The organism is Cohnella herbarum, assembly GCF_012849095.1.
GTDB classification, from domain to species: Bacteria; Bacillota; Bacilli; order Paenibacillales; family Paenibacillaceae; genus Cohnella; species Cohnella herbarum.
Genome location: NZ_CP051680.1, coordinates 6,212,779 through 6,235,396 on the forward strand (window position 1 = coordinate 6,212,779; position 22,618 = coordinate 6,235,396).

Annotated in this window: 16 protein-coding genes and 1 pseudogene; 11 read left to right on the plus strand and 6 right to left on the minus strand. The window is 48.4% G+C overall.

What is annotated here, in order from left to right; all coding sequences use genetic code 11:
* Positions 1-27: 27 nt before the first annotated feature.
* The 3 genes from HH215_RS26455 (at position 28) to HH215_RS26465 (ending at position 4,008) form a co-directional block, all read left to right on the plus strand.
* Positions 28-1,377 (plus strand): nuclease-related domain-containing protein, encoded by a 1,350-nt coding sequence (locus tag HH215_RS26455; RefSeq protein ID WP_169282606.1) that lies wholly within the window; start codon positions 28-30, stop codon positions 1,375-1,377.
* Between the two features lie 24 nt (positions 1,378-1,401).
* On the plus strand, positions 1,402-2,937 hold the full coding sequence (locus HH215_RS26460; protein ID WP_169282607.1) for a stalk domain-containing protein: 1,536 nt from the start codon (positions 1,402-1,404) through the stop codon (positions 2,935-2,937).
* Positions 2,938-3,120: 183 nt separating this feature from the next.
* Complete coding sequence (locus tag HH215_RS26465; RefSeq protein ID WP_169282608.1) at positions 3,121-4,008, plus strand: DUF2628 domain-containing protein; 888 nt, start codon at positions 3,121-3,123, stop codon at positions 4,006-4,008.
* A 173-nt stretch (positions 4,009-4,181) separates the two neighbouring features.
* Here the strand turns inward: HH215_RS26465 and HH215_RS26470 are convergent, their stop codons facing one another.
* The 3 genes and pseudogenes from HH215_RS26470 to HH215_RS36550 form a co-directional block, all read right to left on the minus strand.
* Entirely contained in the window at positions 4,182-4,529 is a 348-nt protein-coding gene (locus HH215_RS26470) for a helix-turn-helix domain-containing protein (protein WP_169282609.1), read from the minus strand.
* A gap of 1,008 nt (positions 4,530-5,537) precedes the next feature.
* Positions 5,538-6,197 carry a stalk domain-containing protein gene (locus HH215_RS26475; protein ID WP_169282610.1) on the minus strand — a complete coding sequence of 220 codons (660 nt, stop codon included), beginning with the start codon at positions 6,195-6,197 and terminating at the stop codon, positions 5,538-5,540.
* A gap of 131 nt (positions 6,198-6,328) precedes the next feature.
* Positions 6,329-6,451 (minus strand): annotated as a pseudogene (locus tag HH215_RS36550) (PhnA domain-containing protein); the annotation flags it as partial.
* A gap of 517 nt (positions 6,452-6,968) precedes the next feature.
* On the opposite strand from HH215_RS36550, the gene HH215_RS26485 reads away from it, so the two are divergent.
* From HH215_RS26485 to HH215_RS36560, 3 genes are read left to right on the plus strand one after another with little or no spacing between them, the layout of a single operon-like run.
* Entirely contained in the window at positions 6,969-8,393 is a 1,425-nt protein-coding gene (locus HH215_RS26485) for an RtcB family protein (protein ID WP_169282611.1), read from the plus strand.
* Positions 8,394-8,400: 7 nt separating this feature from the next.
* Positions 8,401-8,817, plus strand: a complete 417-nt coding sequence (locus HH215_RS36555; protein WP_254450233.1) for a hypothetical protein — start codon at positions 8,401-8,403, stop codon at positions 8,815-8,817.
* A gap of 51 nt (positions 8,818-8,868) precedes the next feature.
* A complete protein-coding gene (locus HH215_RS36560; protein WP_254450234.1) occupies positions 8,869-9,708 on the plus strand; it encodes an AAA family ATPase in 840 nt (279 codons plus the stop codon).
* Positions 9,709-9,812: 104 nt separating this feature from the next.
* Here the strand turns inward: HH215_RS36560 and HH215_RS26495 are convergent, their stop codons facing one another.
* From HH215_RS26495 to HH215_RS26505, 3 genes are all read right to left on the minus strand, one after another.
* Entirely contained in the window at positions 9,813-11,051 is a 1,239-nt protein-coding gene (locus tag HH215_RS26495) for a CynX/NimT family MFS transporter (RefSeq protein ID WP_169282612.1), read from the minus strand.
* 221 nt (positions 11,052-11,272) lie between these two features.
* Positions 11,273-11,839, minus strand: coding sequence for a helix-turn-helix domain-containing protein (locus tag HH215_RS26500; RefSeq protein WP_169282613.1), 567 nt, complete (start codon positions 11,837-11,839; stop codon positions 11,273-11,275).
* Positions 11,840-12,056: 217 nt separating this feature from the next.
* Complete coding sequence (locus HH215_RS26505) at positions 12,057-12,668, minus strand: hypothetical protein (protein WP_169282614.1); 612 nt, start codon at positions 12,666-12,668, stop codon at positions 12,057-12,059.
* Between the two features lie 591 nt (positions 12,669-13,259).
* Here HH215_RS26505 and HH215_RS26510 point away from each other — a divergent pair.
* The 5 genes from HH215_RS26510 to HH215_RS26530 all read left to right on the plus strand — a co-directional run bounded on the left by HH215_RS26510 (position 13,260) and on the right by HH215_RS26530 (position 22,081).
* Complete coding sequence (locus HH215_RS26510; RefSeq protein WP_169282615.1) at positions 13,260-17,147, plus strand: glycoside hydrolase family 9 protein; 3,888 nt, start codon at positions 13,260-13,262, stop codon at positions 17,145-17,147.
* A 562-nt stretch (positions 17,148-17,709) separates the two neighbouring features.
* The gene (locus HH215_RS26515; RefSeq protein WP_169282616.1) at positions 17,710-18,633 is read left to right on the plus strand and encodes a fumarylacetoacetate hydrolase family protein; all 924 of its coding nucleotides are present in this window, start codon (positions 17,710-17,712) and stop codon (positions 18,631-18,633) included.
* Positions 18,634-18,662: 29 nt separating this feature from the next.
* On the plus strand, positions 18,663-19,970 hold the full coding sequence (locus HH215_RS26520; protein ID WP_169282617.1) for an aspartate aminotransferase family protein: 1,308 nt from the start codon (positions 18,663-18,665) through the stop codon (positions 19,968-19,970).
* Between the two features lie 36 nt (positions 19,971-20,006).
* Positions 20,007-20,798 (plus strand): IclR family transcriptional regulator, encoded by a 792-nt coding sequence (locus tag HH215_RS26525; protein WP_169282618.1) that lies wholly within the window; start codon positions 20,007-20,009, stop codon positions 20,796-20,798.
* Between the two features lie 95 nt (positions 20,799-20,893).
* A complete protein-coding gene (locus tag HH215_RS26530) occupies positions 20,894-22,081 on the plus strand; it encodes a glycerate kinase family protein (RefSeq protein ID WP_169282619.1) in 1,188 nt (395 codons plus the stop codon).
* The last annotated feature ends 537 nt before the right edge of the window (positions 22,082-22,618 follow it).

A 22,618-nucleotide genomic window follows, 5' to 3' on the forward strand; every position in this document is an offset into this window, starting at 1 on the left:
CAACATGCGGAGTAGAGGGTGCTTGTTTTGTTCGCGAAGATTATATTCCAAAATGGGAAGATTAAAAAACAATTCCATAAAGTAATGTCGCTTTCTCGTGAACACTTAAGTCCACTGGAAAAAGAGAAGATAAGACAGAATATCCGTAAAGGGAATAGGGGAGAGTTCCGAGCGGCGCTTGGACTATGGTTGTTTTTGCCCCGAAACCATTATTTAATCAACGATGTTGTAATTGAAGTGACTCCTAACAATTTTATTCAGATCGATCATCTCGTTATTTCGCCATGGGGAATCTTTATTGTGGAGACTAAGAATTGGGAGGGCACTTACGACACTCATCAAGAGATGTGGACAACGGGCTCTCTAAAGAAGATTTCGAATGATCCTGTTAAACAATTGGATAGAACTGAAGAGTTATTGAAGCAATGGTTGACAGACAACGATCTTGATCTTCAAGGGGGACAAATTTCAAGAGTATATATGCTATATAAAGCGAAAATCGGACAGAGCAATAATCCGAACGCCGTAACAAGTAGCATGAAAGCAGCTAAGAAGATTGTTAATGACGGGAATAATATTCAACTGGATGTTATTAAACGGTTGATAGAGTTAATTAAGAATGTGAAGCCATTAAACCATTGGGATTGGATTCGGCAGAACGGACAAGTTAGCGACATGAGGTATTTTACTTTTAAGGGAAGCAAGCGAAAATTAAACCTTGTGAAGCAGGCTTACGAAAATAAGGGATATCAATTAGGTGACGAAGTACATAAGGACGATGAGTGGATCGTAGAAGTCGTGAACCATATTGAGCTGTTAGAAAGTGCACTTGAAAAACGTAGGAATAAAGCTTATAGCGAGGAACGACGACTGAACTGGAAACACAACGCAAAGCGATTAACAATCATAGCAATCATCTTCACATTAATTGGGGCAATTTACTTAAATAGGTCAAATCTAATAAACTATTATAGTGTTGCGGAAACTTCAGTTAATGAATTTGTGGAGCGAAACAAGGAAAGCTCAGTTCCATCCTCCAACCTAGAGAACTCATCATCTCAACGATCAAGTGAGCCGTTACTAAGTTTTAAGGTTACTGAGAAGCAAACTTACATCATGATTAGGGACCAAGGTAAACGGGTGATATCTGACGTATTTCCCGCAGATAGCAGTATTTCGATCTTTGACGATAAAACCGTTAAAGTTAAAGAGACCAACAAGCCTTTGAAAACAATAAAACTTAAGGATGATATTATAGACTTCGAGGTTGCGAATTCTTATACAGAAGTCATATATAACAGTGGAAACATCAATAAAAACAGGATAGATGGCAAATTCGATTTTGTAAATCAGTCTGTGTTGTCCAAAACGGACTAAGTCGATCATGACGGGGAGATAACCATGCACTCAATTTCGCGAAATACGAAGCTACACAAGCTTACACTTTTTTTAAGTCTGTTTCTTTTGATTTCAATCTTTTGTTCACCTATTTCCATCGCGAGCTCAAATTCTTTTTCCAACATCATCTCTACGGTGGAGGGTGGCACAAAGCTCAAGCAGAAAGTCGATTACGGTGTAAACTTAGTCATTCGAGGACAAGCGGTTACTCCATCTTACAAGTCTTATATTAAGATCGAGACTAGTGAAGTCATGGCACCTATAAAGCTTATAACAGATCATTTTGGATTAGCACTGAAATGGGATAAAAAGAACTACAGTATTCGCTTAACCGCAGCTAACCGAAATTACCTCATGAAAATCGGTGAACATACAGGTAGTATGAACGGCATGTTTTTCTTTGTTAGAAGCGCTCCTGAAATAACTGATAGTACGATAATGATTCCCACAAGCTTCCTTGCAGAGATCTTGGGCGTAAACGTCAAATGGGACGGTAAAAGTCGAACTCTCTATTTGGGTGATGAAAAAAAGAAGTTAGATCCCGCACCCTTAAAAGACAGACTTACTTCTGTGCTGTACAAAAGCTTGAGCATAAATGGCGGAAATGCTGTGGCTGTTAGGCAAGATGGCACTTTGTGGGCATGGGGCGAGTTGTATGAGAAGCCAACACTTCTACTCAAGGAAGTGAAGGATGCCCAGGTCGGAACTGGGTTTGGAATCGCCTTGAAGACAGATGGAACGGTGTGGGCGTGGGGAAAGAACATGGGCGGTGCTTTGGGAAACGGAACCATTGACGGAAAACAGCGTGAGGATACTCCCCAACAGGTCGAAGGTGTCGCTAATGTTCAATCAATAGAGATTGGCGGAATGTCAGTATTTGCTGTACGGGAGGATGGAACGGTCGTAGCGTGGGGATCAAACTCTGCTGGGAAATTAGGTCTGGGTAGAACTTACCAAATTCTATACCCTACCCCCTTCCAAACGAAGTGGGAGAACGTGAAGCAATTATCCAGTGGAAGCTACAGTACGATTGTTTTGTTAAGGGATGGTACAGTGTGGCAAACTTCTCCCGATTACCCCGAGTTGGAACAGATTAAGGAATTAAAACAAATTCAATCCATTGCTAATGGGCAACAAGCGCTCGCTTTATCAGAGGAAGGAAAAGTCTATTCTTGGAATGACTTTAATTATCCTGGCGTTCATCTTGTGCCTGGGTTGCCTGTAATTTCCTCTATTAATGCGGGGATGTATCAATATTTCGCTTTGACGAGCGAAGGAAACTTATACAGTTGGGGAAACAATTTGTTCGGAGAACTCGGAATGGACGATTCTGAAACTAATGGGCGTGTTCCTGTTTTCAACGAGAAACTATCTCCGGTTAGGATGGCAGTTGGCGGTTTTGAACAATCGTTATTCGTAACGAAAGACGAGAAGTTACTGGGTGTTGGAAACAGCCCAAACAATGTAATCGGGCCAAATACCTACAAGAGCTGGGATGCTACCATTCACGATCTAGCGGAAATAGTATTGCCACAATAAGGTTTGTTTTGATGGCTGAAGTATCAGGAAGAAGATGGACCTCCAAGTATCAGAGCCAATTGTTTGAGGAGTACAAATACCAAGTTTGAAGGATGTGAAGGGGTGGACCCGAATCTCTGTGCCAACTGTGGGCAACAACTGAATGACAACGGATCATATTGCTCCAACTGTGGACATAAGATCATGAACCAGGTGGACGAGGAAATAGAAGTTCAATCAGATGAAGAGTCAGGGATCTCGGATGAGTTATTATTAGCCTTTTCAAAAAAAGAAGTATACTTAAAAAAATGGAAGAAGCCTTCGAGTTGGAATTGGGCGTTCTTTCTTTTTGGTCCATTGTGGTTGGCCTATAGGAAAATGTATGTTGAAACGGCTATATATTTTGGAATAATGTTGCTGATCTATTTAATGGAGTTATTGACTGACGCATTGGGCTCTATCTTAATACTAAACCTCTTAGTTTGGGTATTGATGGGTGCCTTTGGAGACAAAATTTATTATCGCAAAGCAAAGAAAACGATAGAAGAGATTATTCTGCAGAAAGAGAAAGAAACAAGACTATTCTTAATAAGTAAAAAGGGTGGGACCTCCGGCTGGGGGCTTGTTATTTGCGGAATCGGATCTACTGTTGCGATCGTATTTGTTATGTCACTTCTTGAAAGCTTAATAGGTTCCAGTACAAATGGTCTTTTTTATCCTAAAAGTTCCAAAGTTATTTTCGCTAAAGACATAGATTCCGATATAAACCCTATTGAACCTGGGGAAACCTTTTCTCAAGGAAACGTCAGGGTAATTCTGTATGCCAATGCTGAATTCGCGGTGGATAGCATTAAGATCTCAATTGTGAAAGTGGATGTGGGGGTTGAATACGAAATAGCTGTTCAAGATGTGCCGGTGGAGCCTAAATGGGGGAAATTCAGTTTTGAGTATTCTTTCACCGAGGATGGCCAGTATCGTGTTTCGATTACAAAGCCTTCGGGAGATTTAATCGCGGAAGGTATTGTGAATATTGGGGAGAAGAATACTAATCGGGAGGTAGTCACTGCAAGAATGTCGCTGATGCCGACTTAGCTTGACGTCCATGTCGGAGTAAGAACCTGTAATATGACGGCGTTACGGGGAGTGGGACTAGCAACGAAAGAAGCGGGGGACAACGGGCGACCGGTTGACTTCCGCTTTTACTTTTAGACAAAGTAATTGATCATGCAGAAAAAGCATCCTTCTCGGATGCTTGTATTCGTTCGTTACTGGTCATCTTCTGCTTTCATGTCATCAACGTGTGCAAACATCACTTTAATGACATTCAAGGCCATCTGCTTTTCTTTTGCCGAACGGTTCGTGAGAAGTTGTCTGATATGGTCAAAATAATTATCGTCATTAGGAGTAAGAGAGTCTTGAAGTAGGTAGTCAACTGTAACTCCGAGTTTGTTTGCCAAATCTATAAGAGTATCTAAAGTTAGACTTCTTTCTCCCCGCTCAATCTGCCCAATATATGCATCGGAAACCCCGATCATTTCGGCAATTTTCTCTTGAGTCATTGCCAACTTCTTTCTTTCATTACGAATTCTCTGTCCAAGCGAAGCGTAATTCATGACAACCCTCCTCATTCACTACACTAGATAAATTAAGAGGAAGTTATAATAAACTGTTTGTTGTTTTTATATTTACTATTTGTTCATTTTTAATTATGATGTAACTAGTGAAATATCCAATGGTCACGGAAAATCTCGATTAATATTCAATAAATATTATCCCCGTTGTATCTCATAATATTCCGAGCAAGCTTCTAGTTTGAAATCTACGAATTAGCGGTTTGATGAAATTAGAGGTGATCAGCAATGTTCATTGACCTCATCGTGAGAAACGCAGATAGATTGTATTTCATTGTTATATTAGTATTTGGTTTTACCATCGTCTAGACGACGGTATTAATACTTCTAGAGATGAGATATAGAAAACAGAAAAAGAAAGTAAAATAGACATTTCTTTCGGGTCTGTTACTAGCTTAGAAAAACTGCCTCTATTGAACCTTTCTACCCAACTATTTCTAATTACTGATTCAATTAATATTCAACTCCAAGTTTTTGGATTTTTCTATATTAACGCCAGCTCCAAGGCTCATGGGGCTCCAGCAGATGTTCCTTTTATGGAGCGTCTGAGTGCACTTCAACGATCATGTAATAAATAAGGTTAGTAATCTAAAAAGTTGGGGTAAGGGATTAGATAAAACTTATATCTCATACATTAGCAAGCGTTGCAGTGTTATCAATCGATAGTTCAAGTGGAACGCCTGTTCTTTGGATTGATAGGCAAAGAGTCAGAACTGCAAAAGAGGTGGATTCCTATTGGAAGTGGGCAAAGCGGGAGTGGGAAAGACGCTGCGACGGATGAAAGTAAAAACGAAATACGGATTTACTCACTTGCAAGCAAATGAATACAAAGCCGAGGACAATAGACCTCACAACGAATCAATGGAAAGCAAACACCGGAGAGGGACGAGACCATTGTCGGATCTTCCTTTATAACAGTTGCGCATTCGGTGCACATAAATAAACTCCAAGCCCGTAAGTGGCTTGGAGTTGTATCTTCCCTAACTACGCTTATTTGAAATAGGAAGTCGTCAGCGGGATGAAGTATCCGCCATCGGTTTGCGATTCGACCATTACTGAGATCGTATCGAGTCCGCCGATATCCACTTCGATCGTCTTTAAGCCGTCGGCCACGGCGACGGTAGCCGTCTTAAGCGAACGGAATGTATCGCTGTCTCTGATGATTAGCTCGACATCCTTTCCAAGCGCGGCGGTTTGTAAATATAACTTCTGGTATTTCTTCTTAGGATACAGTACGATGCTGTCGTTGCCCATGTAAGTAATGACCGTTTTGTAATCCTTGCCATTATATTTCGTCAAATCTGGGTCTTTCGTAATATGAATACTGATATCATCACCGGTATCGATGGAAACGCCGTCCACTTTTTCTCCCAGCAATACAGTAGAACTCGCTGCGTCCCAGTCGACAGCAACGCCCAATACATCGGAAACCGCGCGGACAGGCAAATAAGTTGTCGAGTTATAAACAATCGGAAGGACGGGCTTGCCCTTGTCATCCACTAATGGTGCCGGCTTGCCGTCAACCTTGATTTTGATATTGCCATTCAAGTAAGCTTTGATTTCCTGTAAATTCGTTCCGGCATACACTCCCACGCTTGTGCTAACAAACAGCGCAGCGCTCATCATTAATACTGTCCATTTCCTCTTCATCGATTCTCTCGCTCCTCATTAACCCACTAATGATATAAACCTATTAAGATTATGATCACTTTGGTAGCGATTGGCAATATAGCTTCAGACCTAGGTTTAGAGAACGAAAGGGAAAATGAACCTAACTTATATTTTTTAACGAATTCGGATTTTAATTGCATAGCTCCAAAACCATCGATTTTGCAATCAATATCGTGATCTCCTTCTATTAAACGAACGCTTTTTACTTATGTGCTTATTTTCACGACTAGCGAGTTTCATATTCAACTGACAAAGGCTGGGATTGAGGCCTGCTCTTTCCGCTTCGATTGCCTACAACTGGGAGCTGTGAATTAGATAAAATAAGGCAGAAAAAGAAAGCGAAGTAGACATTTCTTTCGGGTCAATTCCTCGCTCTGCCACAGAAACTCATAACTTTCCTTAATGCCCCTAATAAATATTTTCTATTTTCATATTGACAATCATTCCCTTACCCCTTAATCTAAACATTATCTTAAACAGGAAGGAGGCCGTTGGACATGATCAGACTTAACAATCGTCGTAATGCCGCACTGTCGCAACTGAATCGTCTGTTGATTGTCCATCGGCCTCTACGGGCCCAAGCAACGTAAAGACTAGGATAGCGCCCCTCATCCATCGCGGTGGAGAAGGGGGACACCAGTTATTTCACATTGTGCGAAGACCGTAAGCGATTGGGCTTGCGGTCTTTTTTGCGTTCTGATTTTCTGTAAAAAAACGATTTGTACGATTAGAGAGGAAATGAACCCTGATATGAATTCAAACAACCCATATTACCGGCGAATCGATCTCCCAGCGGGAGACTTACACGTATTCGCCCACGATGATCTGTATCATGCCATGGGGGCCAAGGTGCTCGAGATGGCGAACAACAATCTGCAAATTCCGAATATCCGGTATATGAGTTATACGCCCGATGCCCATGTCGGAGTAGGAACTTGTATCGGTACGACGGCGGTATGGGGAGCGGAGGATGGTTTCGTGTCCCCGTCCATCGTCGGAAGCGATATCGGCTGCGGGATGAGGCTGCATCTGACGAACTTGCATGTGGATGAGCTTCAAGAGGTGAAGCTGCGGCGCAAGCTAGTTAAAGCCATCGAGAAACGAATTCCGGTGGAAAACCACGCTAGGGGTTATTTCTCCGATATCCGTCTGGAGGATGTACTTCGTAAAGGGCTGCACGGTCTGCCAGGAAAATACGTTCCGGATTCGTATACTCCGCGGAAAGCGACTTCCTTGACCCACGTCGAGTGCAGCCGATTCCGATATGACGAGAGCGTGCTGGATCGAATCCCGATGCCGGTATGGCATCGGGCTCACCGACAGCTGGGCACGTTGGGAAATGGCAATCACTTCATAGAAATTCAGGCGATCAGCGTGAATGAAGACAACCGCCATATCGCGGAACGATGGGGGCTGCAAGATGGCCAAGTCGCGGTGATGGTTCACTCGGGATCCCGCTCGTGGGGCGGTGCGGTAAACCAACATTGCGGCTCTGAAGTTGCAAAAACGATGAGCAAGCTGGGGCTTGGCACAAGCGATCCGAAGCTCGTCTATGCGCCGCTCGACAGCGAAGCCGGTCAGACTTACTCGAATCTGATGTATTCGGCTCTTAACTTCGCTGTAGCAAACAGGCACTTGATGGCATTCGCCGTGCGGGATGCTTTCAAGGAAACGTTCGGCTCCCAAGCGGAGACGCGGACGCTGTACGACCTGATGCATAACTACGCATGCGAGGAAAATCACGGGGAAGAGTCGTTCCTCGTGCACCGCAAAGGAACGACTCGGGCATTGCCGGCCGGACATGCCGGGAACCCACAGCCTTATGCGGAAACCGGACACCCGGCGCTGATTCCTGGTTCGATGGGCACGTCTTCCTACTTGATGGTAGGTTCATCGGAAGGCGCGCGAAACTACCATTCCATCTGCCATGGCGCAGGACGAATCCGTTCGCGTAATGCGACGAAACAACTCGTCACCGTGGATGAGTTCGCTTCCTCCTTGCGCATCGGGCAGGAGGACGAGATCGTCGTTAACCACCGAGGACTCGAGTCCCTCATTGACGAATCTCCCCAAGCTTACAAAGACGTAGATCAAATTATAGAAAGCGTCGTCGAGGCGCGGCTGGCTACCGTTGTGGCCAAATGTCGTCCCTTGGCGGCCGTTAAAGGGGTGTAACGCAAATATGACAATCGCATTCAAAATCAAGGACCCGAAGTTCTTCGTACGGGCCGACAATGCGGAAGGGCATTCGCCCGATCCGCGCAGCTATTTCAACTACATTGAAACGGTCCAAACTATCGTTGATTATTTGAAAGAGCGTTTCGGCAACGAGTTTCGTCTCTACGAACAAGACGACGGTAACGAGATATGGAACGGGCTGGAGGAAGACGTCCATCATGAGTATGAGGGAGTCGAGCATGCGGCGAGCATCTACGACTTGGTCGAAACGAGGGCGTTCGCCTACACGGCCGATCTGGGACAAAACAGCGAGAGCTATACTGTCTGTCCGGCCGTTCGTAATAATCTGTTCATCTATCCGAAGCATCGCGTCGCCATGGCCAGAGTTCCGAGAGTCGTGCAGCATGGCCTTGGCTATTAGGATCTTATTTTCAGCGAATCGGATAACGGTCTGGTTCGGTTCTTGGGAGATATGCGTTCGCGGCAGCTGGCCGATCGGAAGATCATCGTCTTCACGGATACCCGGGACGGGCTGGAGCAAGCCCGGGAGTTGGCATCTAGCCCTGTCGCACGTGACGAGGTATTCATGGATAAGGAACTCAAGACGCAAATCTACCGTTCCATCGACGAGTTTTTCTCCAAGGACCGGTCCTTTTTCCAGACGTACGGCATTCCTTACAAAAGAGGGATTTTGCTGTACGGAAAGCCGGGTAACGGCAAGACGACGTTGGTCAAATCCATCTCGGGTTCGGTCGGAGCGCCCGTCGCCTACTGGCAGATCACTGAGTTTACGAACAGCGAGTCGATTCAAGAGGTTTTCGCAGCCGCTAATCAGAGGGCGCCTATGGTGCTAGTGATCGAGGATATCGATTCCATGCCCGCCTCTTGCCGATCTTATTTTCTGAATACGCTGGATGGGGCAACGTCGAAGGAGGGCATTTACCTCATTGGCACGACGAACTATCCGGAGAAAATAGACCCTGCGCTCATGAACCGGGCTGGCAGATTCGACCGGGCTTATGAGGTGAAGCTGCCGAACGAAGAGATTCGCCATTCCTATCTCATTCACAAAGGAATGAATCGCCTCGTGGACGAGGAGTCGGTTGCTCAGGCCGCGCATGGAACGGAAGGCTTTACGCTCGCCCAATTGAGCGAATTGTATGTTTCCGCCGCTTTGCAACTGCATTACGACAACGAGGTTAACCTCAGGCAACTGATTGCCGAGATGAAATCGGACTATGCCAAAGGACGCAGCCGCGACTGGATGACCGACGTACAGCCTCGCAGGCTCGGATTCACTCAATCGGAATAGCCTTGGCTTTATAGTGATTAGTGCCCATTGTAATTTCAACGGTTATATCGAGGAGTTTGTTCGCTATTTCAGGTTTATCAATTGCCACAATAATTTTGCCAAACCTATTTATCGTCCTTTCCGTGACAGGTCGTAACTATTCGGCTACCTACAAAACGATTTCTTGCTGCTCCAATACCGACTAATAAGAGTAAGACCGAAGCTCCAAGCAGAATGAAAAGTGGCAGGTTCCAACTATTAGTCGCATCATGTAGATATCCTATAAGGGCAGGACCGATTGCGGCAAGAAGATATCCGATCGATTGCGCCATGCCTGATAGTTCCGCTGCTTGATGCGCATTTTCCGTACGTAAACCGAAAAACATCATGGACAAACTAAAGGCGAAGCCTCCACCAATTCCGAGTATTATGATCCACAACAGAATGATATTGGAGCTTCCGTAAAGTAGTCCGAGCGTTCCCGTCAAAAGCAACATGCTTGTGATGACCACCAACGAACGTTGGCTTGACATGCGCCCAGCAATAACGGGGACGATAAAGGTAAATGGAAGCAGCGCTAACTGCATTATTGAGAGGTACCATCCTGATTGGCTTGAGTCGATGCCTTGCTGTTTTAAAATTTCAGGCAGCCATGCGATCAGCACATAGAAAATCATGGACTGTATACCCATAAACAAGGTTATTTGCCAAGCAAGAGGGGAACGCCAAACATTCACATCATTGCCGGCCATCCGTTGACTCGTCGTGGTTGTTTGCTTTGTGCGATTTTTTAATTGAGGCAACCAGCAGAGGATCGATACAAAGCTTAGGATCCCCCATATTCCCAATGCTCCCTGCCATTTTAAACCTGCGTTCGCGGCTAGCGGTACACTGATTCCCGATGCGATCGCTCCAGATAAACTCATTGAAATTCCAAAGACACCAGTCATGGAACCAATCTTATTAGGGAAATCACGTTTGATTATACTTGGCAATAGTACATTACAAACGGCAATTGCGAATCCAAGAATCGCAGTTCCAATATACAGATTTCCAGCGCCTGATAAAGAACGTATTACAATACCAACAGTCAAAAAGATCAGGGCAATCAAAATGAAAAGTTCTACTCCATACCTTCGCCCTAGTTTTGGTACTAGAGGCGATAATAAAGCAAAGGTAAGCAATGGTACCGTTGTGATCAGGCCTGCTAAAGTATTGGTAATATGAACGTCATCCCTAATAAAACTCACTAAAGGACCGACCGAGGTTAAGGGAGCACGTAAATTAGCTGCAATAATAATAATGCCGAGTATTATCAGCCCTATAGAGGATGGTACGGCTTTTTTATTTTGTTTGTTCGGCATTGTTCATTTCTCCTTCCTGAATTCATACGTATTGTTTGCATACAGCTGATTGAAAAACTATGTTACAACATCCGCGCGAACAACAAAAGTATATTATAATATATTATTTTTAACAATAAGTATTTTATAACACACCGAAATTCATCTAAAAACAAAAATACAACTCTGAATTCCCGTCATGGAATTCGGAGTTGTATTTAATAAGTGGAATTTTTCGACTTTTAGAAACCATACTTTAAGGATATATGGAGCACTGTTTCGCTATTCGTATGATTGGTATAAGAGTGAGGAGAATCCGCACGAAAACTGATCGTATCATATTGATTCAATATGTAAATCTCTCCATTGACTTGAATTTCAATGGAACCAGTCATTACTGTCGCAATTTCAGTTGTATTCACATGATGACCTTCAGGGTGATACGAGCTATTTGGCTGTAAGTAAGCCCGACACATTTCAATATCGTTGCTTGCGTTTTTAAAGACTGGTTCAATGATCCAGTTTTTTTGATCATTAGAAAACCGCAGCCCTTCGCCTGCTCGATACAAACTAACAGGGTCTTCTGATTTGAACAAAGCCAATAGCGGTAAAGATATGCCTTTTGAAATTTTCCATATAATCGCTAAAGTTGGGTTTGTCTCGCCACGTTCGATATTCCCCAGAGTAAGTTTGCTTACGCCCGTTAATTCCGCTAAGTCGTCTAAGCTCATGTTTTTTTCTTTTCTGTACTTTTTCAAGGCACCGCCGATTTGTAATACAATTTGTTTTGATTCATCGACTTCATCCATTTGATATTCACCTCAACAAAAAACAGTTATAGCTAGTATATTGTTTATCTAGATTCTTTTCCATACGATTAGTATTTAATGGTGGACTACACTCCTATGAAATATTCTGAAGTCTATGTAACTAATATGCCCATTAACTTAATAGCGGTTGCTTCGGGGTAGCCGTTCAACTATCGTGTCCCGTTAGCTTAGCTCTTGAACATTCTATATTTCACTTTCAGCCAACATGAAACACACCAATTACGGTTTCACCATCAACGTCATACAGCGGAATATCACGACCACCTGGTGATCTGCTGTTCTGTATCGCAATGGCTTCCTCGGGTGATTTTGGTTGTTCACCGTCTATGTCTTTTTTCAGCACATATCCTTGTGTACCATCCAAACCTATAACATTGATTAATTCAGGTTCCGTTTCTGGAGAAGTAGCATCTGCGGAAGAACCGTATGTCTGTCCGTTTTTATTTTTAGGGTAATCCACATTCTTAGCGCTAATATGAAAAGAACCAATTATGATTTTTCCCTCAACATCATACAATGGGACATCACGTTCAAGTTCACCGAGATAATCTTTTTTCAGCACATATCCTGCAATGCCATTAACACTTCCTACATGGATTAAGTCAGGTAGCATTTCAAGGGGAGTGACTTCTTCAGCAGAACCGTATGTCTGCCCAATTTCATTTTTAGGATAGTTAGGAGGATTTGTGGGGCTCTGATTAATTGCGCTTTTAGCAAATGTGCTTTGGAACGCCACTGCACCTGCCACTACACAAACGAAAAAAAACATACTAATCAATATTCTGATGTTTATAGAATACATCCTCACATTTGTTCACTCCTAAAAGGTTTCACTCTTCACTCTATTGCCGTTATCCTTTTCACTTCTTATACGACACCAAATAATGGAAAGTTGCGTTAAACTGCCCGTTAGTCGTAAAACGCATCCCCCGAGTTGTCTTAGGGGATGCGTTTTGTATGACCATCCTTATTGGTTTGGTGCCGGATCCGGGGAACAATTTCTATTTATTTCCCGACAAAGTTCGACATTGATGTCTATGCACATCGGTGACAATTCCGATGACCTGAGTAACTGTCTTCATGACAAAGGTGACGGCTAGAATAAAAATACTGCAACGTTCGCATCCCGATTCGCAGGCTGGTCGACGGCGTTCATCGGATTCGACAGATGGTCGAAAATCGTAAAGGTGTGTCGACTATGTCGCGCTATTTTACCGCTACACGAATCGAACGGACAAGCCGACGGCAACGCTGTCGGAGGAGGTGACTCAAGTCGTTTATGACTAGGAAATTCTAAAATTAAGACTGACGCAGCTAGATTATCGCATCAACATGACAGCGGAAATGCAACATCCCCCGCTGCAACTTTGCCGTTTGCTAATTGAGAGGAGATTTAATAGTGACAATCAGAAGAAATATATGGCTGGTCCTGCTCTGTATAACTATGTGTGTCGGAAGCTGGCCTGCACCGAAAGCAGATGCGGCCATTCCGGGCGCGACGGTGCAAAAATATATTATGGTAGACCAATTCGGCTACCGACCGAACGACGATAAGGTTGCCGTCCTCGTAGACCCGCAGGTCGGCTACAATGCGAGCGACTCTTATACGCCAGGCAGCACTCTGCAAGTAAGGAGAGCGTCCGACGACGAAGTCGTGTTCACCGGAGCGCCGCAGATCTGGAATCAAGGCGCGACGCAAGAAAAGTCGGGCGACAAGGGCTGGTGGTTTGACTTTACCTCGGTAACGACCGAGGGAGACTACTACATCTACGATGTGGAAGGCAATTTCAAATCCTACGAATTCAAAATCGCGACCGACGTATACAAGGATGTGCTAAAAGCTGCGATCAAAACCTTCTACTACCAAAGAATCGGTACCCCGCATCTGGCGGAGCATGCCGGTGCGGCGTTCGCCGATGGTCCCGCATTTGTAGGGCCTCATCAGGACAAGCAAGCAAGAAACGTGTTCGACCGCAACAATCCCGCTACGGAAAGGGATCTGTCCGGCGGATGGATGGATGCCGGCGACTTCAACAAATACCCGACCTTTACGGCGCAGCCGATCAACGAACTGCTGTCGGCCTATGAACAAAAGCCGGACATTTTCACCGACGACTATAACATCCCGGAATCCGGCAACGGTATTCCCGATGTGCTCGACGAAGTGATATGGGAACTGGATTGGCTCAAGAAGATGCAGGAAAGCGACGGCGGCGTGCTCATGAAGATGGGCGTTCCGGGTGATGGCAAAATCGGGGAGTTTAATAATCCGCCGAGCACGAGTACAATTTATCGGTATTACTTGCCGAAATCGTCCGCCTCGACGATTGTCACGGCGCTGAACTTCGCGCACGCGGCAAATACGCTCCAGAATTTCCCTACGCTGCAGTCTTATGCGACCGATCTGAAAGAGCGCGCCATCAAGGCATTCAATTGGTATCAAACGAATCCCAAGACTGAAAATGCCGATCATTACGAGATCGAGGCAGGAGATGCCGATATGCCGCTAGCCCAACAGGCGCAAGTGGCAACGGTTGCGGCGGCGTACCTGTTCGCACTGACGGGAGACCAGACCTATCATACGTATTTCAAGAACAACTACACTACCACTTGGCCAATGTCCGACGCTTATTGGGGTTTATACTACGGGGAGCAAGCCGACGGCGTAATGTTCTATACGACGCTGCCGAACGCGGATCCCGCGGTCAAAGCCCATATTCTGGAGCGGCGCGATCTGCACGACTTCGACCAGGGGTTCGCGGACAATGACGATCTGTATCGTTCCTTTGTACCGGACTTCTCGTACCATTGGGGCAGCCTGCAGGTGAGAGCGCGCTCGGGTGCTTCATCTTACGATTTCGTCCAATACGACATTAATCCGCAGAAGCGCGCCAACTTCGACAAGAAAGCGCAAAACGTGCTGCATTACTTCCATGGCGTTAACCCGCTGGGTCTCACTTACCTGACCAATATGGAAGAGTACGGCGCGGAAAATCCGATCAAACAAATCTATCACGAATGGTTCTCTCACGGTTCGCAGTGGAACAATGCGCCTCCCGGGTTTGTTCCGGGCGGGCCGAGCGAGGAATACAGCGGCACGGAATTCCCGCCTAGAGACCAACCGGCGCAAAAAATGTATAAAGATTGGAACGGTACCGACGACCCTTGGCATAATGACAAGGCCTGGGAAATTACCGAGAATGGTATCTATTATCAAGCTGCCTACGTGAAGCTCCTAGCCAAATTCGTCACGGCTCCGCCAGCACCGACTGAGCCTCCGGGCGTTCCGGTTGGCGTAGCGGCTGCGGCTGCCGGTACGACGGCCATTAAAGTAAACTGGACCAAGCCTACGGGAGCCACCGGCTACGATATCGAAGTGGACGGCATCGCGCAAAACAACGGGCCAAGCGTAGCTTTCGAGCATACCGGATTAGCGCCGGGCTCCACGCATAGCTACAGAGTAAGGGCCAAAAACAACCTTGGAACAAGTGAATGGAGCGCTCCGGTCACTGCCGTAACCGAAGTGCCTCCGCTGCCGCCCGAAGCCCCGATTGGCCTGAATGCGACGGCGACGAGCAGCTTCGACATCGCAGTTAACTGGGACGCATCCGCGAGAGCGACGTCCTATGATATCGAAGTAGATGGAACCATCGTGGCCAACGGTGCGCTTACTTCCTACGCGCATACCGGAATTGCCTCAACTTCCTCCCACAGCTACAGGGTGCGTGCGACGAACAGCGGCGGCACGAGCGAGTGGAGCGCCGCAGTAACGGCGACCACGCCGCAGGCGCCTCCGACCAGTGTTATCGATGTGTCGCATAATGGAACGCAAGGCTATACGTTCGGGCAATCCTCCGATCAGGTCACAAGATACGAGACCTTTGTTGCGAGTCCCTACCCTGTTCTGACAGGAATCGAAGTCAAGATCAGGAAGGGCGGATCCCCGGGCAATGTGACGGTTCAACTGTACGCGACAACCGACAATAAACCGACAGGCAGTGCGCTGGCATCCGCAACGATTGCTGCCGGCTCCGTGACGGAGGACTACCAAGTCGTATCCGCCGCGCTGAAGTACAACGGCCTGCAAAGCGGTAAAAAGTACGCAATCGTGCTTGGTCAGACGAATCCGGGAGTTGGCGGATCGTACGAATGGCTTGCCGGCACGGACGCGATTAGTAATTTTGAATTTGGAAAATATACTGGCTCTTCCTATGTGGACGAGTCCCACATCGGCGACGGCTGGACGAAGCTGCATGTGGCACAGAGCTCGGACCCTCAGCCGCAGCCTCCGGCCGTACCGGTTGGCGTAACAGCCAGCGCAACGAGCAATTCGACGATCACGCTGAGCTGGGCTGCCGCAACGGGCGCCACCGGTTATGAAGTGGAGATCGACGGATCGTCCGCCTACGTGGCGACGGCGAATACGTCCTACGTTCAAGGCGGACTGGCTGCAGGAACTTCCCATACGTATAAGGTCAGAGCCAAGAACAGTTCTGGCACTAGCGGCTGGAGCGCTTCCGTAACGGCGACGACCACCCAGCCGCAGCCACAGCCACAGCCTCCGGCCGTACCGACGGGCGTAACAGCCAGCGCAACGAGCAATTCGTCGATCACGCTGAGCTGGGCTGCCGCAACGGGCGCCACCGGTTATGAAGTGGAGATCGACGGATCATCTGCCTACGTGGGGATGTCGAATACGTCCTACGTTCACGGCGGACTGGCTGCAGGAACTTCCCATACGTATAAGGTCAGAGCCAAGAACGGTTCTGGCACTAGCGGCTGGAGCGCTTCCGTAACGGCGACGACCGGCCAAGCTTCATCCACAGTCATCGATATTTCCCACAACGGGACGGACGGCTATACTTTCGGCGAAAAGCAGGATCAGATTAAGAGGTGGCAGACGTTCGCGGCCAATGCCAATAGTAATCTGTCCAAGGTCGAGTTGAAGCTAAGGAAATTCAATAAGGCAAGCAACCTGATCGTGAGCTTGTATGCGACGCAAAACAACAAGCCGACGGGTTCGGCGCTGGCGACGGCTACAGTCAAGTCCTCTTCGATAAGCGAAGATTTTGCCGTCGTAAGCGTGCCGCTGGCCTATAGCGGTTTGACGAACGGGACCGTCTACGCGATCGTGTTGGGTCAATCCACCAACTCGGACTTCTCCAATTACGAGTGGTGCACGTCCGAGGTGAACGCCAGCCTGAAGTACGGCAAATACAGCGGCGGAAAATGGATCGATGAGTCCGGCATCGGAGACGGCTGGCTGAAGGCGTATGTAGGTCAGTAACCGGTTGTTTATCTAATAAATGGTCAAGACAAAGCCCACGCTTTCTTCTGGAAAGCGGGGGTTTTGTCTATTTCCAATATGTATTATGGTGCGATATAGATGGCAGATATCACTTTTCGGTACATTCCATCAGGGTACTGAAAATCTAAGTGTAAAAAGTACAATTAGATTGACTTGAATCTCTCATTTCCACCCACTAAGTGTAAAATATTCACTTAAATGATTAAAATTCGCGTTCAATTGAAATAGTCGGCTGATCTAGTTGCAGGTTTTACACTTAGTCGTTAGAGAGAGTAAAACTTCCCAAACTAGTTGTAGGTTTTACACTTAGACGTACAAATTTACCTGTTTTGCCGGGTTGCTAGAGCGATAGTTGATAGATTTTGCATATTGTTAGCGAGGATATCGATTCCATGCCTGCCTCTTGCCGCTTGACAGAATCGATAGGACGATTTTTCGGTTTACAGGTTTTTGGCGATGTGGTATGTTTTCAATAATGAAACCTTGGTTTCGATTAATGAAACCTAAAATTGATCTGAACAGATTATGAGGAGGCTACTACTTGAAACTACTTACTTATGCCGTAGGAGAGCGTATGCGTCTCGGCATCGTCACGCCGCAAGGCGTGCTTGACGTAACCGCTGCGAGCGAGGCGTTCCCCAGCCCGGACGGCGCGATTCCGCAAACCATCATGGCAACGATCGAAGGAGGAACGGAAGCCGTCGCCAAGCTGCGTGAGCTGGAGAGCCGGGCGATGGCGGCCTCGGCAAGCTCTTCCTTTTTGCTGGAGGAGACGGGGCTAAGCTTGCAACCATGCGTCACGCATCCGAACAAAATCGTGTGCGTCGGCTTGAATTACCGCAGGCACGCTGAGGAGACGAACGCTCCGATTCCGGAATACCCGATTCTTTTCAACAAATTCAACAATACTTTAACCGGACACGGACAAGACGTCGTGCTGCCCAACGTGTCCTCGAAGGTCGATTACGAGGCCGAGCTTGCGATCGTCATCGGCAAGACGACTAAGAACGTCGCGAAGGAAGAGGCGCTGAATTACGTATTCGGATACTGCTGCGCCAACGACCTCTCCGCCCGCGATCTGCAGGGGCGTACCGCCCAATGGATGCTCGGCAAAACCTGTGACGGCTTCGCTCCCCTCGGTCCTTACTTGGTCACGGCGGACGAGGCGGGTAATCCGAACGACTTGGACATTCGAAGCTTCGTGAACGGGGAGCCGCGTCAGAATTCGAACACGTCGGACATGATCTTCGCTTGCGATGAGATCGTCAGCTATATTTCCCGGCACATGACCCTCGTCGCCGGCGACGTGATTCTAACGGGAACTCCCGAAGGCGTCATTCTCGGTTATCCGAAGGAGAAGCGGGTCTGGCTACAAGACGGTGACCTCGTTGACATCAAGATCGAGAAGTTAGGAACGCTGACCAATCGCATGATCGCCGATAAAGGCGTTCCGCTAGAACAATAAACGAGGTTTATTAAGGGAGGAACTCATCCATGTCCATCGTTGTTAAGCAATCCGAGAGTTTGTTGAGCGAGTCGAAAAAATATTTGGCAGGGGGCGTCGCGTCGACCTTGCGGGCGTCGATGAAGCCGACGCCTCTGTTCGCGGAGGCGGGCAGCGGTCCGCGGGTACGGGATGTCGACGGCAACGAGTATATCGATTACTTACTGGCTTACGGTCCGCTTATTCTCGGTCACGCGCATCCTTCCTTGGCTGAAGGGCTAAACGATGCTTTGAAGCGAGGCGTTACGTTCGGACTTCAGCATACCGGGGAGATCGAGCTTGCCAAGCTGCTAACCGAGATTCTGCCATGCGCCGATCGCGTGGCGTTAAGCGGCTCGGGCACGGAGGCGGTTATGTTGGCGCTGCGGTTGTCGCGCGCGTATACGGGACGGACGAAGGTCATCCGGTTTCACGGACATTTCCACGGGTGGTCCGACGCGATCTTCACTTCTTTTCCAAGCGCCGACATGAAGCAGTCCGAGACGGCTTCGGCGGGCGCGGTGCCTCCGGGAACCGGCGGCCAGAGCGAGAATAGCCTGCAAGACATTATCCTTCTCCCTTGGAACGACATTGACGCGTTGGAGGAAACGCTCCGCCGAGAAAAAGATTCGATCGCCGCGGTCATTACCGAGCCGATCATGTGCAATAACGGGTGCATCCACCCTATGCCGGGGTATCTGGAACGAATGCGCGAGTTGACCGAGGAATTCGGCATCGTCATGATCATGGACGAAGTAATTACCGGCTTCCGTCTCGGACTGGGCGGAGCGCACGGCAAGCTCGGCCTGAAGCCGGACTTGGTTACGATCGGCAAAGCGATGGGCGGCGGAATCGCGATCAGCGGCGTAGCCGGTAAAGCCGATATCATGGCTATGATCGAGAAAGGCACGGTCGGCCATCTTGGGACGTTAAACGGTAACGTAGCGGCGACTTCGGCAGCCCTGGCGACATTGCGCGAGTTGGCGAAGGACGGGGGAAGCGTATACGGCAAGATGGAGAGGACGGCGGATTTGCTCGTTCAAGGGATCAACTCGTTGTTCGAGAAGCATCGTGTTCCAGGGCTTGTCAATCAAGCAGGCCCCGTGTTTCACGTCATGTTCACCTCCGAGGAGAAAGTAGAAAACTTCGATGCTTTTAACAAAAGGGATGCCGCCAAATATAGCCGCTTCGCGGAGCTCATGCTCGCGGAAGGGGTATTGATACGACCTAGCGGATTGTGGTATGTTTCGGCTGTACACGGAGAAGACGAGGTGCGTGCGACTTTGACCTCCGTAGATCGCGTTCTCGCAAATCTATAACGAACCGATCAATAGAAACGAAAAGGAGACGTCGCATTGAGTCTGGATACCGGAGAGAAAACGGAACGGTACACGATCCAATCCATAGATAAGGCGCTCGATCTGATCGAGCTGTTGGCCGAACACGGTACGCTAAGCCTAATCGAATTGACCGAGAAGCTGGAGCAGCCGAAGTCTTCGACTTACCGGATTATCCTTACGCTCGAAAATCGGGGGTTCATCAGCCGGAGCGATGAGGACGGCAAGTATTGCTTAGGCTACAAGCAGCTCATGTTGACGCGCAATCTGCTGGAGCGGAACACGCTTCGGTCGGCGGCTTTGCAAGAGATGAAAAAATTGTCCGACCGCTACGGGGATACGGTCAATCTGGGCGTACTGCTGGATGGTCAAGTGCTGTACGTGGAAATCATCGAAAGCACGCACCCGCTGCGCATGACCGATTCGATCGGATCCCGTTCGCCTTTCCATGCCACGGCGATCGGAAAGGCGATCGCCTCGCGGATGAGCGACGATGCCGTGCGCGAGTTAGCGGGCAGTTACGGCCTTCCGGTAATCACGCCGAGCACGATAAGCACGGAAGCGGGGCTGCTCGAGGAGCTTGGCCGAATACGCGAGCAAGGCTACGCGCTGGACGACGAGGAGATCGTGGAAGGGGCGCGGTGCGTAGCCGCGCCCGTGCTCGACTTGCACGGCAGGCCGGTCGGGGCGATCAGCTTGTCCGGCGCGATGCACCGTTTCAAGGAGGAGCTCCTTCCGGAGATATCCGCGCAAATTGTCGAAGCGGCGTTGGCCGTCTCGAGGAAGCTGGGGTACGTTCCTCCGAACTGATCGTTTGCGTCGTTTCGGAAGGCTGCGACACTCAAATTCATACCATGATGTCCGTCATGCGAACGGATGAGAAAATCGCCGAAGGAGCGAATCGATTGAAATATGTCATAGCGCCGGATTCTTTCAAGGAGAGTTTGACGGCCTCTCAGGTCGCCCAAACCATTAGCGATGCGATTCGGAGCGTCAATCCGGATGCCTCCATCGTAAGAGTCCCCATGGCGGATGGGGGCGAGGGTACGGTCGAAGCGCTTATCGAGGCGGCTCAAGGGACTTTGCACGCCGCTGACGTAACCGGGCCGAGCGGAGAGCGGTGCAGCGCAGGTTACGGCAAAATCAAGTATGCGATAAATGGCGGTGCCGAAAGGGGAACGGCCGTGCTGGAGGCGGCGACCTTGTTTGGGTTGTCCATGATCGCTAACGATAAACGCGATCCGTATCTAACGACGACTAGAGGAATGGGCGAACTGATCGTTCAGTTGCTGGACCAGGGAATCCGCAGCTTCATTATCGGATTGGGAGGCAGCGGCACGAACGACGGAGGCATGGGATTGCTGGCGGCGCTCGGGGTCCGATTCTTGGATGAGAAGGGGAACCTTTTAGCCGGTTACGGTCGGGATCTCGCGCCCTTGCATTCCGTCGACATGGAGAGATTAGACGCCCGCCTGTCGGAATGCGAGATTCTCGTAGCTTCGGACGTGCAAAACCCTTTGTGCGGCAAGGAAGGGGCGTCCGCGGTATACGGTCCGCAGAAAGGCGCGACGCCCGATCAGGTGGAAGCTTTGGATCGGGCGCTTAACCGATATGCGGGAATGCTGGAAGAGTCGACCGGAAGCAGCTTCAGGGATCGGCCAGGCGCGGGAGCAGCCGGCGGGGCCGGCTTCGCCCTTCTTATGATCGGGGCGAAGATCATGCCCGGAGCGGAGCTGATCGGCTCCGCGGCGAATCTGCGAAGTAAGATGAACGGCGCGGATTGGGTCATTACGGGAGAGGGAAAGAGCGACAATCAGACGTTATTCGGCAAGCTGCCGATGTACGTGGCCAGATTGGCGAAGGAATCCGGAATCCGCACGCTGCTGATCTCCGGCAGTTTAGGTTCCCAATCCGAACAGTTGGGCAAGGAATTCGCCGCCTGCTTCGCCTGCGTTCCTAGACCGATGCCATTGTCCGAATGCCTCGAGCAGGCCGAGTCCAACCTCTACCAAACCGCGATCAACGTTATTCGGCTGGTCGACGGGAATGGGCATGGGCAATCCTCGCCTAACGCTCTTCGGGGAAAGGGTTAGAGAATGCTGGAGCGTTTGAGAAGAAGTTTTAGTTTTTAGGACCGAATGTGGCCTTGCAAACAAAGCCGAAAAGCCGACCTCTTGAGGGTCGGCTTTGTTTTTGGAGGGAGAAATCTCATTATCATATTTTGTGGCTCTTAATTTAGCTCAGGAAAATGAATAGCATGAGGTTTCATTTTCTGAGACGGTCAATTTGACCGTTACACTCGATCAATTGAGCTAACTTCCCCACCCAGACGGTCATTTGGACCGTCTGAACACTTGTAATTGGCGCTTACGATGGAGAATTCGAACGGACGCTCGGAGCGAAAGAGACGTTGACACCGGAAGAAGAAACGGACGCCCAAGTTTGGAGGCACCTTTTAGGGAGGCAAAAACTTGGCGTTAAAGATACCCAAAAGTCTATATGATCGAACAGAGCTTTTCAGGATCAGTCCTTAATTATGAAGTTTCATGCCCACTATCACCCGGACGAAACACCGGCAGAGATTACGCTGTATAATCCCTTTCATATCCATGTATGTGGACGAGAAGCGG

Excerpts from the sequence above, each read along its gene's own strand:
- HH215_RS26460 (WP_169282607.1), top strand. The coding sequence starts at position 1,402 with ATGCACTCAATTTCGCGAAATACGAAGCTACACAAGCTTACACTTTTT.
- HH215_RS26465 (WP_169282608.1), top strand. The coding sequence starts at position 3,121 with ATGAACCAGGTGGACGAGGAAATAGAAGTTCAATCAGATGAAGAGTCA.
- HH215_RS26470 (WP_169282609.1), bottom strand. The coding sequence starts at position 4,529 with ATGAATTACGCTTCGCTTGGACAGAGAATTCGTAATGAAAGAAAGAAG.
- HH215_RS26475 (WP_169282610.1), bottom strand. The coding sequence starts at position 6,197 with ATGAAGAGGAAATGGACAGTATTAATGATGAGCGCTGCGCTGTTTGTT.
- HH215_RS26485 (WP_169282611.1), top strand. The coding sequence starts at position 6,969 with ATGAATTCAAACAACCCATATTACCGGCGAATCGATCTCCCAGCGGGA.
- HH215_RS36555 (WP_254450233.1), top strand. The coding sequence starts at position 8,401 with ATGACAATCGCATTCAAAATCAAGGACCCGAAGTTCTTCGTACGGGCC.
- HH215_RS36560 (WP_254450234.1), top strand. The coding sequence starts at position 8,869 with ATGCGTTCGCGGCAGCTGGCCGATCGGAAGATCATCGTCTTCACGGAT.
- HH215_RS26495 (WP_169282612.1), bottom strand. The coding sequence starts at position 11,051 with ATGCCGAACAAACAAAATAAAAAAGCCGTACCATCCTCTATAGGGCTG.
- HH215_RS26500 (WP_169282613.1), bottom strand. The coding sequence starts at position 11,839 with ATGGATGAAGTCGATGAATCAAAACAAATTGTATTACAAATCGGCGGT.
- HH215_RS26520 (WP_169282617.1), top strand. The coding sequence starts at position 18,663 with ATGTCCATCGTTGTTAAGCAATCCGAGAGTTTGTTGAGCGAGTCGAAA.